The sequence below is a fragment of the Arcobacter cryaerophilus gv. crypticus genome (assembly GCF_002993025.1).
In the GTDB taxonomy this organism is placed as follows: Bacteria; Campylobacterota; Campylobacteria; order Campylobacterales; family Arcobacteraceae; genus Aliarcobacter; species Aliarcobacter cryaerophilus_B.
In genome coordinates this window covers 17,775-32,952 of sequence record NZ_NXGI01000056.1, presented here as the reverse complement: position 1 = coordinate 32,952, position 15,178 = coordinate 17,775, and the positions used below count along the sequence as shown (strand labels likewise).

20 protein-coding genes are annotated in these 15,178 nt (G+C 28.2%); 3 read left to right on the top strand and 17 right to left on the bottom strand.

Annotation, left to right across the window (positions count from 1 at the left end):
- Positions 1-8: 8 nt before the first annotated feature.
- The 9 genes from CJ670_RS10070 to CJ670_RS10030 are packed head-to-tail and all read right to left on the bottom strand — an operon-like array spanning position 9 to position 6,936.
- Entirely contained in the window at positions 9-689 is a 681-nt protein-coding gene (locus CJ670_RS10070; RefSeq protein ID WP_105939855.1) for a flagellar hook capping FlgD N-terminal domain-containing protein, read from the bottom strand.
- A 20-nt stretch (positions 690-709) separates the two neighbouring features.
- Positions 710-997, bottom strand: coding sequence for a FliM/FliN family flagellar motor switch protein (locus CJ670_RS10065; RefSeq protein WP_066166654.1), 288 nt, complete (start codon positions 995-997; stop codon positions 710-712).
- A 48-nt stretch (positions 998-1,045) separates the two neighbouring features.
- The gene (locus CJ670_RS10060; protein WP_105939854.1) at positions 1,046-1,780 is read right to left on the bottom strand and encodes a FliH/SctL family protein; all 735 of its coding nucleotides are present in this window, start codon (positions 1,778-1,780) and stop codon (positions 1,046-1,048) included.
- Positions 1,780-2,790, bottom strand: a complete 1,011-nt coding sequence (gene fliG / locus CJ670_RS10055) for a flagellar motor switch protein FliG (protein WP_105939853.1) — start codon at positions 2,788-2,790, stop codon at positions 1,780-1,782. Before fliG ends, CJ670_RS10060 begins: the two co-directional genes overlap by 1 nt.
- 9 nt (positions 2,791-2,799) lie before the next feature.
- A complete protein-coding gene (fliF, locus tag CJ670_RS10050; protein WP_105939852.1) occupies positions 2,800-4,512 on the bottom strand; it encodes a flagellar basal-body MS-ring/collar protein FliF in 1,713 nt (570 codons plus the stop codon).
- A gap of 15 nt (positions 4,513-4,527) precedes the next feature.
- Positions 4,528-4,923, bottom strand: a complete 396-nt coding sequence (gene flgB, locus CJ670_RS10045) for a flagellar basal body rod protein FlgB (protein ID WP_105911676.1) — start codon at positions 4,921-4,923, stop codon at positions 4,528-4,530.
- Complete coding sequence (locus tag CJ670_RS10040) at positions 4,923-5,642, bottom strand: flagellar hook-basal body protein (protein ID WP_105911675.1); 720 nt, start codon at positions 5,640-5,642, stop codon at positions 4,923-4,925. The genes flgB and CJ670_RS10040 overlap by 1 nt, the downstream gene beginning before the upstream one ends.
- A gap of 9 nt (positions 5,643-5,651) precedes the next feature.
- Positions 5,652-6,548 carry a hypothetical protein gene (locus CJ670_RS10035; protein ID WP_105911674.1) on the bottom strand — a complete coding sequence of 299 codons (897 nt, stop codon included), beginning with the start codon at positions 6,546-6,548 and terminating at the stop codon, positions 5,652-5,654.
- Between the two features lie 16 nt (positions 6,549-6,564).
- The gene (locus CJ670_RS10030; RefSeq protein WP_066155001.1) at positions 6,565-6,936 is read right to left on the bottom strand and encodes a response regulator; all 372 of its coding nucleotides are present in this window, start codon (positions 6,934-6,936) and stop codon (positions 6,565-6,567) included.
- A 157-nt stretch (positions 6,937-7,093) separates the two neighbouring features.
- Here CJ670_RS10030 and flgG point away from each other — a divergent pair, with 157 nt between their 5' ends.
- Genes flgG through CJ670_RS10015 form a run of 3 tightly spaced genes read left to right on the top strand, consistent with a single transcriptional unit; the run spans position 7,094 to position 9,228 of the window.
- Positions 7,094-7,882, top strand: a complete 789-nt coding sequence (gene flgG / locus CJ670_RS10025) for a flagellar basal-body rod protein FlgG (RefSeq protein ID WP_105911673.1) — start codon at positions 7,094-7,096, stop codon at positions 7,880-7,882.
- A gap of 19 nt (positions 7,883-7,901) precedes the next feature.
- Positions 7,902-8,288 carry a hypothetical protein gene (locus tag CJ670_RS10020; RefSeq protein ID WP_105911672.1) on the top strand — a complete coding sequence of 129 codons (387 nt, stop codon included), beginning with the start codon at positions 7,902-7,904 and terminating at the stop codon, positions 8,286-8,288.
- A complete protein-coding gene (locus CJ670_RS10015) occupies positions 8,275-9,228 on the top strand; it encodes a hypothetical protein (RefSeq protein WP_105939851.1) in 954 nt (317 codons plus the stop codon). Before CJ670_RS10020 ends, CJ670_RS10015 begins: the two co-directional genes overlap by 14 nt.
- Here the strand turns inward: CJ670_RS10015 and rimM are convergent.
- The 8 genes from rimM to CJ670_RS09975 form a co-directional block, all read right to left on the bottom strand.
- Positions 9,225-9,752, bottom strand: coding sequence for a ribosome maturation factor RimM (gene rimM, locus CJ670_RS10010; RefSeq protein ID WP_105939850.1), 528 nt, complete (start codon positions 9,750-9,752; stop codon positions 9,225-9,227). The genes CJ670_RS10015 and rimM overlap by 4 nt on opposite strands.
- Positions 9,753-9,992: a KH domain-containing protein gene (locus CJ670_RS10005; RefSeq protein WP_105911669.1), complete on the bottom strand. Its 240-nt coding sequence runs from the start codon at positions 9,990-9,992 to the stop codon at positions 9,753-9,755.
- A 14-nt stretch (positions 9,993-10,006) separates the two neighbouring features.
- Entirely contained in the window at positions 10,007-10,234 is a 228-nt protein-coding gene (gene rpsP, locus CJ670_RS10000; protein ID WP_066154982.1) for a 30S ribosomal protein S16, read from the bottom strand.
- Positions 10,235-10,311: 77 nt separating this feature from the next.
- A complete protein-coding gene (gene ffh, locus CJ670_RS09995) occupies positions 10,312-11,664 on the bottom strand; it encodes a signal recognition particle protein (RefSeq protein ID WP_105939849.1) in 1,353 nt (450 codons plus the stop codon).
- Positions 11,665-11,813: 149 nt separating this feature from the next.
- Positions 11,814-12,566, bottom strand: a complete 753-nt coding sequence (locus CJ670_RS09990; RefSeq protein WP_105911667.1) for a pseudouridine synthase family protein — start codon at positions 12,564-12,566, stop codon at positions 11,814-11,816.
- Positions 12,557-13,705, bottom strand: a complete 1,149-nt coding sequence (gene waaA / locus CJ670_RS09985) for a lipid IV(A) 3-deoxy-D-manno-octulosonic acid transferase (protein WP_105939848.1) — start codon at positions 13,703-13,705, stop codon at positions 12,557-12,559. The genes CJ670_RS09990 and waaA overlap by 10 nt, the downstream gene beginning before the upstream one ends.
- Position 13,706: 1 nt before the next feature.
- A complete protein-coding gene (locus CJ670_RS09980) occupies positions 13,707-14,435 on the bottom strand; it encodes a zinc ribbon domain-containing protein (RefSeq protein WP_105939847.1) in 729 nt (242 codons plus the stop codon).
- Positions 14,432-15,178, bottom strand: coding sequence for a Nif3-like dinuclear metal center hexameric protein (locus CJ670_RS09975; protein WP_105939846.1), 747 nt, complete (start codon positions 15,176-15,178; stop codon positions 14,432-14,434). The genes CJ670_RS09980 and CJ670_RS09975 overlap by 4 nt, the downstream gene beginning before the upstream one ends.

Here is a 15,178-nt window from a genome sequence, read left to right as displayed (position 1 = left end):
AAGCCTTTTTAGAAAATTTTTGTTATTGAAGAAAATGGCATACTAACAGTTTCATCAGAAACAACAACTGTACTTTTGCCACTTAAAACATATTTATTATCAGCTACTTCATTTCCATCAGCATCTTTTACTACTAGTTTTCCATCTTTAACTAAAGGTTTTCCTAAACTTTCTAAAACTATAGTTTGTCCAGTTTTTTCACCTTTTTCATCGTATAGATTTCCTGTTTCATCATAGTTTGCTGCTTTAAGTTCATCTCCATCTTTCAAAGATATTCCATTGTGAAGATATAACCACTCTCTTGCTATAACTTGTATTTCACCATCTACATTTTCAATAGATTCAACTGTAAATGCTTTTAAAGCTCCATCTTTATTTGTACTTCCATTTTCAATATTTTTACCAATTACACCTGTTGCTGTTGAAAGTGAAGATTGAGAAAATGCTGTTTGAATAGATTGTAAAGCCTTAATCATCTCCATATTTGCATTTAGAGTACTCATTTGCATTTGAGTTGATAACATTTTTGCTGAATCCATTGGTTTTGTTGGATCTTGAAGCTTTAACTCTTCAATCATTAACTTTAAAAAATCATTTGTTGTTAATCCGTCATTACTTACACTTTGTGTATATTGATTTCCATAACTATCTGTTCCTGTTACACTATTTGTACTACTTACATCTGCCATATTAAACTCCTTGTTTAAGATTAAATCATATGTTCTTCAAAGAAATATTGAACAACATTATCTGAATCCATAGCATCTTGAACTCTAACTGCAAGTTTTTCTTCCATTACAATTATATCACCTGTTCCAATTATTCTTGAGTTTACATAAATCTCGCCACCACTACCAGCTGGTTTGTGTAAAGAGATAATATCTCCTTCAGTTAGTTTTAAAAATTCACCAACGGATATACTAGTGCTTCCAAGCATAACATCAACAACAATTTCGGTATCTACTAATAAATCGTAAACTCTTTCACTTATTTCCATATTTAATACTTTTTAATGTTATTTAATGATTGTATCATAAATCAGATTTTATATCACTAAATCTAAGGATTCAAGCATTGAAGATATTTTTGCATCAATGCTTCCATCAAAATTTCCTAAGTTGCTAGCTATTACAACACCACCAGCAACTACATTTGCATCCTCTAGGAGTTCAATAAAAGGCTCTAGTTCTAACTCTTGCTTTAAAATATAATAATCTTTTGGATTTAAATGAATTTTTACCTTTGTTGCATTTTTTAGTTTTAATAAAAGCTGATTTATAGTCTGTTTAGCTATTTTAGAAGAGTTTTCTCCTACTTCAATATTTATAATTTTTTGAGCAATAGAGATAGAAGTTTTCAATAATTTACTCTCAAAACCAAAAGCAGCTTGCTCAAAAAATGTTGCACATTGCTTCAAATCTTTTATAGCTTTTATAACTTGAGTATCAAAATCTTTGCCTTTGATTATAGCATCTTGTTCGATAGTTGTAACTTTTTGTGACACTTCTTCAATTTTTTTTATCATTTTTTCAAATTCAGCAAAAATAGGCTCTATCTTTTCCAAAATAGCAGAATTATCAACAATATTCATAGGCTGAATAGAACTCTTTATTTCTGTTTTTTCTGAATTCGAGTTAGCTTCTTCTAATTTTAACTCCACAAAATCGCTAGACTCTTCTTTTGGTACTGCTTTATTTTTTAAAAAATTAGATAATTCAAATTTCTCTACTTTTTTACCATCTTTTAGTATTCTTGCACTCGAGTAAACATTTTCAGCCATTAGTTATTCTCTCTTTCAATAACCCCATCGTCCATCATCTTTTGAGCTACAGCCAACATTCTTCTTTGTGAAGCTTCAATATCTTTAATCTTAACTTTTGTAAGCATTTCACTCTCTTCATAAAATCTATCTTTAACTCTTTGAGACATTGCTCCTGTAACTTTTTCTATTTGCTCTTGTGTAGTATTTTTCATAGCAACAACAACATCTGCTGATTCAACAGCTTGAATAATCTTCATAATATACTCACTATCAAGGTTAAGTAAATCTTCAAATACAAACATATTATCTTTTATTCTAGTTGCCAATGAAGTATCAATACCATTTATATTTTTAAGAATATCAACAGCTTTTGGTCCCATTTTATTTAACATATCAGCAACAACCTTAACACCACCAACATCTACAATTGATGATAACAAAGACTCTAATTTTTTTTCTAAAACAGCTGAAATAGTTCTTACAACATCAGGAGAAACATCTTTAATAGTTGCTATTTGAATACTTACTTTTACACGAATTTCCTCATCAAGTTCCATTAAAACATCTGCTGATTTAGAAGGATCCATATGTGCTAAAATAACAGCAATTGTATGAGGTGATTCATCTTTTATAAAGTCACTTAACTGTTTTGGATTTACTCCATCAAGATAAGAAAAGGCTTGATTTGCTAGCTTCATTCTTGAAAGTTTTTCTAAAACTTCTTCAGCCGCATCTTGCCCAATAGATTTATATAAAATCTCTTTTGCAAAATCATATCCACCAGAACTAATAAATCCCTTCGTTCTAGTATATAAGTGAAACTCCTCTAAAATCGCTAAAGAGACCTCTTTATTTATAGATTGTATTTGTGTAATAGCAGTTGAAATTTGTTCAACATAAGATTTATCTAAATATTGAAATATTTTAACTGTTGAGTCTTCACCTATTAGTACAAAAAATCTTGCGATTTTTTCTAACATAGACATACCTTTTAAAATATCAATATCACTATAAATATCTATTGCCATTTATTATTCCTATTTAAAATTAACATTACCTTCACTTAATAACAATTCAATCATTCTTGCAATATCAGCTGGATTATTATTTATCTCTCTATCAAGTTCTTCAATAAATACCTCATATTTAGCTGCTGATTCTTCATCAAGACCATCAATATTGTTTAAAATTTGACTTTTTACTTTGGTTTTTAATCTTCCATGAGCTGTGTTTTGATCTAGTACATCATCAAGTCCAGCCAACATATCTTTTACCAAGTCTTCATCATCAGCACCAATTTCTTTCTTCTTAGCATCTCCTAAGATTACCAAATCATTACTTGCTATAAATTTTCTATAAAAGATAAAAAGTAAAAGTCCAACTACTAAATATTGAATATAATCTTTATACTCATCTAATATATTTTTTATACTCATACTCTCTAAATATCCACTTCCACCAATTAAATTTCCAAACTCATCTACAAGCTCACCCTTTTCATTCAAAGATTTAATTCCAACAAATTTAAAATCTTTTACAGTAATTGTATCGCCTCTTCCTTTATCATATCCAATAGCATCAGCAGATAATGACTCCAAAGATGCTAAAAAATCAGCTTTATCTGGATGGTCTTTTAAAACACCTGAGTCAAAAGTCACAGAAGCTGAAATTCTTCTAATATTTGTAAAATTACTATCTTTTTGAGATATTAGTTTTCTTGAAATTTCATAGTTAGTAACTGTATTTGAGCTTTCATTATTTGAAGATAGTTTACTTCCATCATTTAGCTGTTGAGGCGGTTGAATATTGTTATCAGCTCCAGCTATTCCACCTGTATTATTTCCAATGCCTGAAGCATTTGCTGTACTTTCAATAACTTGTTGAGATCTAATACTTCCTTCTGGGCTATAAATTTCCTCTTCAATATCTTTTTTAGTAAAATCCAAAATAACATTTACTTTTGCCATAACTCTTCCAGCTCCAACAACTGGTTCTAAAAGTGAAATAATTTTTTGTTCATAATCCTCTTCAATCTTATCTTTAAACTTTGTTTGAACTGTAGATCTTTGAGTATTAACATCTTCAGCAGATACCTCAAGCAAATTTCCATCTTGATCTATTAATTGTATATTCTCTTGCTTTAAATCAGGAACAGCAGAAGCTATAAAATTTTTAATACCATCTAGTTGTTTTTGAGTTAAAAAAATACCTTGCTTTAGTGTTAAAACAGCAGAAGCAGTTGTATCACTCTTTTTCTCAGTAAATATTGTCTCTTTGGGAATTGCTATTTTTACATTTGCTTTTAAAACTCCGCTTAGAGACTCTAAACTTTTACTAAGTTCTCCCTCTAAAGCTCTTAGATACTTTACTTTATTTTCAAAATTTGTTGTACCAATAGAAGATTTCTCAAAAATCTCCCATCCAACATGCTTGTTTGTTGAAGCTTCACTAGTTACAAGTTTAATTTTTGCAATATTTATAAATTCTTTTGAAGTTTTAAGAGTTAAATTACTTCCACTTCCAGTTATTATAAATGGAACTCCAGCACTCTCAAGCTCTTCAGTAGCTCTCATAACATCAGCTTGAGTAAGATTTGAAGCTATTGTGTAGCTTAATTTCTTATCTTCAGCTTTGATATTTGAATATACCAAAAATCCAATAACTAATAATAGCAAAAAAGCAAAACCACCAACAATTGCTATTCTTTGTGCTTTGTTTAAGTTATTTATAAATTTTAGAAGTTGATCCATTAAAAAATCATCCTATTAACTCTTACCTGAAGCATCAATCACTGATCTAAAAAGTCTTGAATCTTTTTTTATAGATGATTGTATTGCATCAAAAAGAACTTTGTTTTTTGATTGCTCACTCATTTGGCTATCTAAATTTACATTATTTCCATCATTTTGTTCTATTAAATTTGGAACTTGAATCAATCTTGGATTACTAGAACCTCTATAATCAAGATTTTGCATATGGTTAGTTGTAGTTCTTTTTAATTTTAAAATATTTTGCTCTTTTAACTCTTCTGAAAATACTAAATCTTTCGTTTTATATTCTGGAGTATTAACATTTGCAATATTGCTAGATATTACTTTTTGTCTTTCACCTCTAAAATTTAGTTGTTCAAAAAGTTTCCCTGATACTTCACTTGCATGCATTATCTAGTATTTCCTCCAATTTTCTCTATTAAACCAGCGTTTAACTCATCTATTGTTTTAATTGCTCTTTGAGATTGATCAAATCTTCTATGAGCATCTATTAGCTCAACCATAGTACTTACTCTATTTACATTTGATTGCTCAAGTGTTCCATTTAAAATCTTATTATCATTGTTTTCAAAATTTTCAATATCATCTAGAGCCAAAGCTTTGTAAGTATTATCTCCTATTTTTTCAAGATTTTTAAAAGATGTTTTAGCAACTCCAATTTGTAACTCAAAGCCATCTTCCACAACTATAGCTTCATTGTCCGCATTTAAAACATTGTTTCCATTTCCATCTACTAAAAATCCATCTAAATTTTTAAATGATCCATCTCTTGTATATACTATATCACCATTTTCATTTTGAATTTTAAAAAAAGTATCTGGTGCGTTTAAAGCAAAATCAAGAGGATTTCCAGTCATTTTCATAGGTCCCATCAAAGGGTCTGTGTATCTTGTATCAATTTTTGGAATATTGTTTATTGTTATAGATTCAACAAATGGATTTTGTTGCTCCTCTTGCATTCTTTGTAAATACCAATTAAATGTAGTTTCAGAAGTTCCCTCTTGCTTAAAACCAAAAGTATCTACGTTGGCAAGGTTATTACTTATTTGATCAAGTCTATTTATTTGATTTACCATTGAGGCTGTTAGTGGATAAACACCTTGGTTCATTCTATTTCCTTACTTGTTAAATTCAGCTATAAGCTTATCTAAATCATCACCTACTAAATCTTGTGTATCTTTGTCTCCATGAATATGTTTAGCCATTGGAAGTTCTCTTGGATTATTATCTTCAAAAAGATTATTTAGGTAACTAGATAGTTTTCTAATAACTGACATAACTCTTTCGATTTTTTGTCTATTTATATCATTAAATTGCATAAGCTCCATTCCTTGAAAAATATGCATATCTTCTTCATCTATCGAAGTTTTTAAATCTTTTAATGAAATTTCAAAACTTTTTACTTTTTCTAGCTGTTGCTTAAATAACTCTATTTTTGGAAATTTATTACTCAAAGAAGTTAAAAGTTTATTTTGAGATAAAACAAACTCTTCATACTCTTTTACTCTTTTTCTTAAATCACTATTATTGTCCAAAGTTAAGCTTAATACATCAAAAATTTGTGAAACTTTCTCTTCTGAATCATTTGCTACTTGACTAAGTTGACTTACAACTTTTGTATCATTTTCAGCAGGAAAAGGAAATACTCCTTCACTTATTTTTGAAGATGACCACTCTTTTACAATATCATCATCTGATTTACTAGATTTTGCAATAGGTTCTTCAATTTGTGTATTTAGAGGTGAATGATTTTCTAAAATAGTATCTTCTGTTAAAGCATCATCTTCAATGTCATTTAAAAGTTCGCCTATCTCGCTTATTTTCTTCTCACTTGCTGGAGAGACAAGGCTATCTTTATCTTCATTTTTTTCTACTTGAGACAAAAGTGCTTCTATCTCTTTTGTATTTACTTTTTCTTCAGTAATAGGCTCTTCTTTAATAGTTTCAACACTATCTTGAGCTGGCATATCCAAACCGTTCATTAAGGCTTCAATATCTTCTTGACTCATACTCATAATAAACCTTTTTTATCTATTTTTTAATAACACCATCTAGTTTCTCTTTTAAAACCTCTGCATTAAAAGGTTTTACAATGTAGTTATTAACCCCTGCTTTCAAAGCTGTAATAACTTCACCTTTACCGCCTTCAGTTGTAATCATAATAATAGGTGTTTTTTGATGTGTTCCTTCGCTTCTTACTTTTTTAACAAGCTCTAAACCATTCATATTTGGCATATTCCAATCTGTTAAAATAATATCATAATGCCCCTCTGTAAGAAGTTTCCAAGCTTTCAATCCATCTTCAGCTTCATCAAAACTCTCTTTGCTAAATCCTAATTGCATAACAACATTACCAATAATTCTTCTCATCGTTGAACTATCATCAACTATTAGAATTCTCATTTTTCCCTCTTTGTATTAAAATTATTCCAATAAAGTATGCATTATATTTAATTTGTTTTAAATTTTTACTTAAAATTGGATTTATAGGGATTTAGATTTATCTAAAATTAATCCATCTTAAAATATAATATATGATTATTGATAAAGGAGATTTCTTATGATTAGAGGACTTTATACGGCTGCAACTGGAATGAATGCAATGCAGAACCAAATTGATGTAACTTCGCACAATATTGCAAATGTTAATACAACTGGATTTAAACAAGATAGAGCTGAATTTCAAGATTTGATTTATGAAACTTTAAACTATACAGCTGGTCAAACTACACAAGATACTAGAAATCCGACAGGAATTGATGTTGGTCTTGGTGTTAGACTTGCAAATATTCAAAAAAACTTTACAGAAGGTGATTTAAAACCAACAGGAAATCCTCTTGATATTGCGATTGTTGGAAAAGGATTTTTTCAAATTACACTTCCTAGTGGTGAAATAGCATATAGTAGAAATGGTAACTTTAAGCTTGATGCTGAAGGAACTATTGTAAATGGTAATGGATATGCTCTTGAACCTCAAATAGTTGTTCCTCAAGAAGCAAAAGATTTAAGTATTGGAAATGATGGTTTTGTAACAGCTAGAGATCCTCAAACTGGAGATACTATAGATTTAGGTCAGATTATTTTGGCAGATTTTATAAATCCAGCTGGACTAGCACCTTTGGGTGATTCTTTATTTATGCAAACAGATGCTAGTGGTGATGTTGTTGAAGGAGATCCAACTACAGAGCAGTTTGGTGGATTAAGACAAGGAATGGTAGAAAGTTCAAACGTTAAGCTTGTAAATGAAATGGTTGATTTAATCACAGCTCAAAGAGCCTATGAAGCGAACTCAAAAGCAATTACAACAGCTGATAGTATGCTTGATACTGTAAATAGGTTAAAAAATTAATTATAAACTATAGTCCACTATGAATTTAGAAGAGTTAAAAAAATTAAGAGAAAAAAATTTCTCAAAGCATAAACAAAAAAAAAGAGCCTACTATCTAAAAAGTAAAATAAAAAAAGAGATAGATTACGAAGATGAACTAAAAGATGATGGCTTTTTAAAAAAAATGCAAGAGATTGTAAAAAGTCAAAGACTCTATATGGATAGCAGACAAGAGACAATTAAAAAGAAAATAGAAGAGTATCAGATTTTAAAAAAAGATTATTATGCGCAAAATAAAGAAAAACGGCTTGAATATGACAAAGAGTATAGAGAGAGAAAAAAAGAGCAGCTAAAAGAGTATAGGCAAAAATATTACGAGAAACAAAAAGAGAAAAAACTAGAAGAAGAGAAAAATGGAAACAACTAATAAAAATCCAGAAGATAAAATAAGTGAAAATTCGGAGCAAAAAGAAGAAGATAAAAAAGACAAAACTCTTCTTATAAAAAAAGTTTTATTTATTACTATTGGTGTTTTAATACTTTTTTTAATACTCTTAGCTACTATCTTTATTTTTAAAAGTGAAGAGACAAAAGAAGCTACAGAATCTTCACCTGCTATTGAAAAACCTGCTAAAACAAATGAAAATAGCACTGAAGATGTTGCTCCTGAGCCAGAAATAAAAGAAACAAAATTTGATTTTAATAACCTAGAACCAGAAAAATTAAATGAGCAATTAGAATTACTAACAAATAAAAACATGGAGTATCAAAAAGAGAAAGAGCGAAAAGTTCTTGAAGAAGAGAAAAAACTATCTCCTATTTTTAATCTTGTAAATAATATAAAAGATAAAGAAGAGAATAAAAAAGAAGAGAGTACTTCAGCTCCTTTAGAAGCTACAAATATAGAAGAAAGTAAAAAAGAAGAAGTATCAAAAACAGAAGAGATAAAAGAAGAAAAAAAAGAAGAAGTAGTAACTGATAAAAATGAAATATCAGTAGCAATAAATAGCGAAATTCAAAATCAAGATAATAATCAAGATAATAATCAAGATAATAATCAAGATAAAAATTCCAACTTAATCAATGAAACAACTAAACCAACACAATCTTTAAATTTTGTAAAACTTATAAATGTTGCAAAAATAAAAGGAAGTTTAAATAAAAAGTATCTTGATAAAGTTGTTGATGTAAATGCAAATATATTGCTTTGCAGAGATGATGAAAATATAATAGAGTTGTATTATGGTCCATTTTTAGAAGATAATTTAAGAGATGATTTGCTTTCTAAATTGATTAAAAATGGTTTTAAAGAGTCTTATTCTTTGGAAATGACACAAGAAGAATTTGATAAAAGATGCAATTACTAAGAGTTTTCTAAAATCTCAAAAGCATTTTTTACAAATATTTTTTTGTTTTCTATATCTACTTTTTCTATAAACTTATCAAAAATATGTGGTATTAAGAATACTTTTGGAAGTTCTTTTGATACAAGCTCACTAGAAGTTTGAATTTCTAAATAGTCGTTTAAAGGGTATCTATGGATATCTTTTACTTTCCCTAAGAGTAAGTCATTTTCAAAAATCTCACAAGAGATTAAATCAAACCAAAAAAATTCATTTTCTTTTAATATACAAAACTCTTTAGTAGCTTCTTGAGTTGTAAAAAGCTCACTATTTGTAAGTTTTCTTGCTAAATCTACATCTAAATAGTTTTCAAATAAAACTAACTCTTTATTTGGATTATACTCCAAAATTGTCAAAGTCAAATTTCTATTTGTTGTAAAAACAGCACCTTTCTTAAACTGCATAGGAAAGTCAGAGTCTATAAAAAGCCTTAAATGACCTTGTAAACCAACTGCTTTTCCTAATTTTGCAACATAAACTTTATTCATCTATTTTGTAACTACTTGTATTTTATAAGATATTCCATCTTTTGCTTTACAACCATTTGCAATTGTTTTTAGAGCATTTATCATATTTCCATTTTTTCCAATAAGTTTTCCTATATCAACACTATTTACGCTTATTGTAATTTCAACGAAATTTTCATCAATTTGCTCTTTAGTTACAACAATATCCTCTGGAACTGCAACAACTAGTTTTGCATAGTTTTCTATAAAATTTATTATCATTTTAGTTTAAACTATTATCTTGAAGCTAATTTTTTAACTTTTTCAGATGGTTTTGCACCAACACTTAGCCAATAGTTATATCTTTCTTCATCAATTTTAAGAACTTGAGGCTCTACAACTGGGTTGAAGTAACCAATTGATTCAATCCAACCTGAATCTCTTCTTTTTCTTGAGTCTGTTACAACTATTCTATAAAATGGTTTTTTATTTCTTCCCATTCTTGTTAATCTAATCACTGTCATGTTTTATCCTTTTTTTATTTATAGTATTGAGCTTTAAACTCCAAAAAAGTTTATAGCTCAATACTATTTATTTGAAATTATCTTGGAATTTTTGGCATTCCATTTGCTCCAACTTGAGAGAGCATATTATGTAAACCTTTCATTCCACCTTTACTTGAAAGCTGTTTTGCCATCTTTGAAGCACTCTTAAACTGTTTTAAAATCTTATTTACTTGAACTTCACCAAGCCCAGCTCCAGTAGAAATTCTTTTTTTTCTACTAGGATTTAATAAATCTGGATTTTCTCTCTCTTTTGGAGTCATAGAACCAATTAAAGCTTTAATTCTTTTTATCTCAACAGAGTTTTCAAAATCCATATCTTTTAAAGCAGGCATAGCACTACTTAATCCTGGAATCATTCCAATAATTGACTTTAAGCTACCTAACTTACTCATCATTTGAAGTTGTTCTAAAAAGTCATTAAAGTTAAATTCACCTTTTTTGATTTTTTTACTAACTTCTTTTGCTTTTTTCTCATCAAAAATTGTTGATGTTTTTTCAGCAAGACCAGCAATATCTCCAAGTCCCAAAAGTCTTGAAACTATTCTATCTGGAATAAAAACTTCCAAATCTGGCATTTTTTCACCAATACCAATAAATCTCAAAGGAACTTCAACTTGACTTGCAATACTTAAAGCAACACCACCTTTTGTATCACCATCATACTTTGATAAAATAACTCCATCTATTCCAATTTTCTCTTTAAATGTAATAGCTGTTTTAGTTGCATCGTGTCCTGTTAATGAATCTGCAACATAAAAAATCTCATTTGGATTAACTGCATTTTTAATCTCTTTTAGCTCATTCATAAGCTCTTCATCAATTGCTAATCTTCCAGCAGTATCTAGTAAAACAACATCGTAATGCTCTTTTTTTGCTTTTTCAATAGCACTTTTTGCAATTTTTACAGGATTTTTTTCTATATCATCAAAATATATATCAACTTCTATTGAAGCTGCAATTTGTTTTAGTTGCTCAACCGCTGCAAGTCTTTGTAAATCACAAGCAACAACTAAAACTTTTTTATTTCTTACTTTAAGATAATTTGCAAGTTTTCCTGTTGTTGTTGTTTTTCCACTTCCTTGAAGACCAGTCATTAAAACAACAGTTGGAGGAGTTGAAGAGAAAACAAACCCTTGATTTCCATTTGCTGTTAGAGTTCTTTCAAGTTCTTGTTTTAATACTTTTATGAAGTTGTCTTGTCCGATTCCTAATTTTTTTGTCTCAATTTCAATAGAAGTTAATAAATCTTTTGTAGTTTTATGATGTACATCAGCTTTTAAGAAAGCTTTTTTTAACTCAAGTGTAGCACGATTTAATGATGCAACATCGTCTTGATGCCTAATCTTTCCTATTATTCCCTTTAACGAACCAGTTATTGAATCAAACAAAACACAACTCCAATATTTTTTATTTTGAGATTTTATTTAATTTTTACTTTAATCTAGTTTAAAATAAAAATTAAATTTAAGTCTTTTTTTAGTTTGTATATTTTTAAAAAGCCTATATTCTAGGCTTTTAGTTTTTATAGAGCTTAATTTTAGCTAAAGTCATACACTTTAAACTCTTTTGGCTCACGTGCCTCAAAAGTATAATCAAAGATTTTTGTAATTTTTGAATGAAGTAAAACTCTATTTACATTTGAAGCTGTTCTTCCATATATTGCATCACCAATAATTGGTAATCCAACAAAATTTAAGTGAACTCTAATTTGATGAGTTCTTCCACTTTCAATTACTAGTTTTATCTTTGATTTATTTCCTTCTACTAAAAGTGGATAAACAGTTGTTTTTGCATTTTTTCCATTTTTATCAACTTTTGATTTAGCAACTCCTCTATCTTTCGTTGTTAAAATTGGTTTGTCTATTACAATCTCTTCTATAACTTTACCTTCAACAATAGCCACATACTCTTTATATACTTTATTTTGTGCAAACTCTTTTATAGCTTTTTTCTGAAACTCTTCATTTTTTGCAAACATCATAACACCACTTGTCTCTTTATCAAGTCTATTTAGAAGTATTGCATTTTTAAAAGTTTTTGCAATTTCATCTGCTGTTAAAAATGCTGGTTTGTCAACTACCAAAATATCATCATCTTCAAAAATAACTTTTGTTTTTGCTAGCTCTTTTACACTAAATTTTGTATCTTCTTTTATCTCACCACGAGCAATCATTACTTTTTTATCACCAACTTTTACCAAACCTCTGTCAATTAAATCTTTTGCTTTTGCATTTGATATTCTTTCTTGAATTGCTAGAAGCTTGTATGCTTTATCATATCCTACTGCCATTTTTTTATCTCCTTTATTATAGGTTCAAATGAACCTTCTTTTATTAATTCTGGTTTTAAAAGAGTATTCGCTTTTTCTAAATACTCTTTTAACTCACTGTTTTCTATTAAATAATAGTTGTTTATACACTCAAAAAGTGATTTTTGGTTAAAAATATTTTTTCCACTAATAATCACATTTCCAAAAAAAGCAGGCTCGATAGGATTGTGTCCGCCAATCTTTGAAAATGCTCCACCTAAAATTGTAATATCACTTATTTCGTAAATATCATTTAAAATTCCCATGACATCTACTAAAACTATATCACTAGAAAAATCCTCTTTATCACTAAATTTATGAAAACTAAGATTTTTATCTTTTACATAAATTTTAATTAGCTCTTCAACTTTTACAAATCTCTCAGGATGCCTAGGAACAATAATAAGTTTTCCGAACTCTTTATTATAAGCATTTAAAACAAGCTCTTCTTCACCTTCATGAGTACTTGCTGCTACTATTGTTGTAATATTTGGTTTGTCAAACAGAGCTTTCTTTTTTGGAAGCTGTGCTAATTTTATATTTCCAATCACTTCAACATTTGAAGCCCCAAGCTCTTCTAATCTTTTTTTATCAACTTCACTTTGTGCAAAAACTTTATCTATATTTTTAAAAATTTTTTTATAAAAAAATCTAAATCTAAGATAAGATTTATATGATTTATCAGAAATTCTAGCATTTATAAGTAAAGTTTTTGCACCTTTTTTTTTGGCAATTAAAAAAAGCATATACCAAAGTTCTGCTTCCATAACTACTAAAACTTTTTGTCTTATTATCCAAAAAGGCAAAAAAATCTCAAAAGGTAAAAATCTAACATTTTTGCAAATAGCTTTTGCTTCATCAAATCCTGTATTTGTAATAACCGTAATGTTTGATTGCTCTTCAAACTCTTTTATAAGAGGTTTTATAGCTCTAACTTCACCCATAGAACAAGAGTGAAACCAAACACCAGATTTTTCAAATTTTGGATTATTTTTTAAGAAAAATTTTGCAGGAATTGCAATTTTATATTTTTTACTTTTTGACTTGTAGAATAAATATGGAGTTAAAGCAATATAAACTACAAGTAAAATAAAGTTATAAAAAAGTGCAAAAAGGCTCAAATTAAGCCTCTGTTGCAGCTGTTTCTTCTTCACCTTTATAAAGAATTCTTCCACAATGAAGACAATTTACAATCTCTTCACCTTTTAAAACCTCAGCATAAGTTTTGTCATTTATCTTAATAAAACAACCATAACAAGCTTGTTGCTTTACAGGAACTACTGCTGTATCTTTTGCCCATCTTTTGATTTTTTCATAGAAAGTTAATATTTTTTTATCAAATTGATCCAAAAGTTCATTTCTTTTGTCATAAATTACATTTCTTTCTTTGTTGATTGCTTCAATTTCATTATCAACAGAAATTCTAATCTCTTTAATATCTTCTTCTTCAGTTTTTAGTTTTTCTTGAAGTTCTTTTAATTTCTCTTCTTTTGCAACTGTTAATTTATCAAATCTTTCTATCTCTTCATTTGCAAAACTCACCTGTTCTTTTGCAATTTCTTCTTCAAGCTGAAGAGCTTTTAACTCTTTTTCATTTGTTACTTCTTTATTCTTTTTAGCGATTTGATCTAGTTTTGTTTTTAACTCTGCTAAATGAATATTATTTTTTGTTCTTTTAGATTTTAACTCATCAATCTCTAAATAAACACTATTTATAGAAACTTTTAGTGCCTCTGCTGTTTCTACAAAAACGGCTAATTTTGCTTTTTGATTTTCAATTTTTGGGTCAAACTGACTAATACTTGTATCATATTTTGACAAAGCAATTAAATCTTGTAAATATTTATTCAATGTTTCTCCTTAAAAAACTCAAATGGATTTTTTGAAGCTGTTATTATAGCTTTTAATTTATTTTTTTTCAAATATTCTTCTAGAAGTTCTTCCAAAAGTATATTAAAATGATTTTCACTCTCATAGTGTCTTATGTCAATTAAAGACAATCCTCTAGCTTTTGCTTCCATTGCATCGTGATATTTTATATCACCTGTTATAAAGCAATCTGCTTTAACCTCATCTATTAAACTCATTGCACTTCCTGTACAAATAGCCAATGTTTTAATATTATCTTTTGTTTTTACAAATTTTATATTTTTTAAATTTAATTTAGATGATAAATATTTTAATAACTCATCAAAACTCATATTAACTTCACAATTTGCTATAAACTCATTTTGATTAGCTATTTTAAATCCTAAAATATTCTCAACTACAAATCTATTTAAATGTGTTTTATCAATATTTGTGTGCATAGAAATTAGTGCAATATCTTTTTTTATTAGCTCTTTTAAAATTTTAGTGCTGTAAGTGTCGTAATTCACTTTTTTTAATCCAACAAATATTAAAGGATGATGAGTTATTACTAAAGAGTTTGGTTTTAAATTTTCTACCAACTCTAAGTCCAAATCCATACTAAGATATAAATTTTCAAAACTATCATCCATATTTCCTACAAGAAGTCCTGAATTATCCCATTTTTCTTGTAGTTCAAAAGGACTAATTAAATTTAAAAATTCATAAATATCTCTTATTTTCAC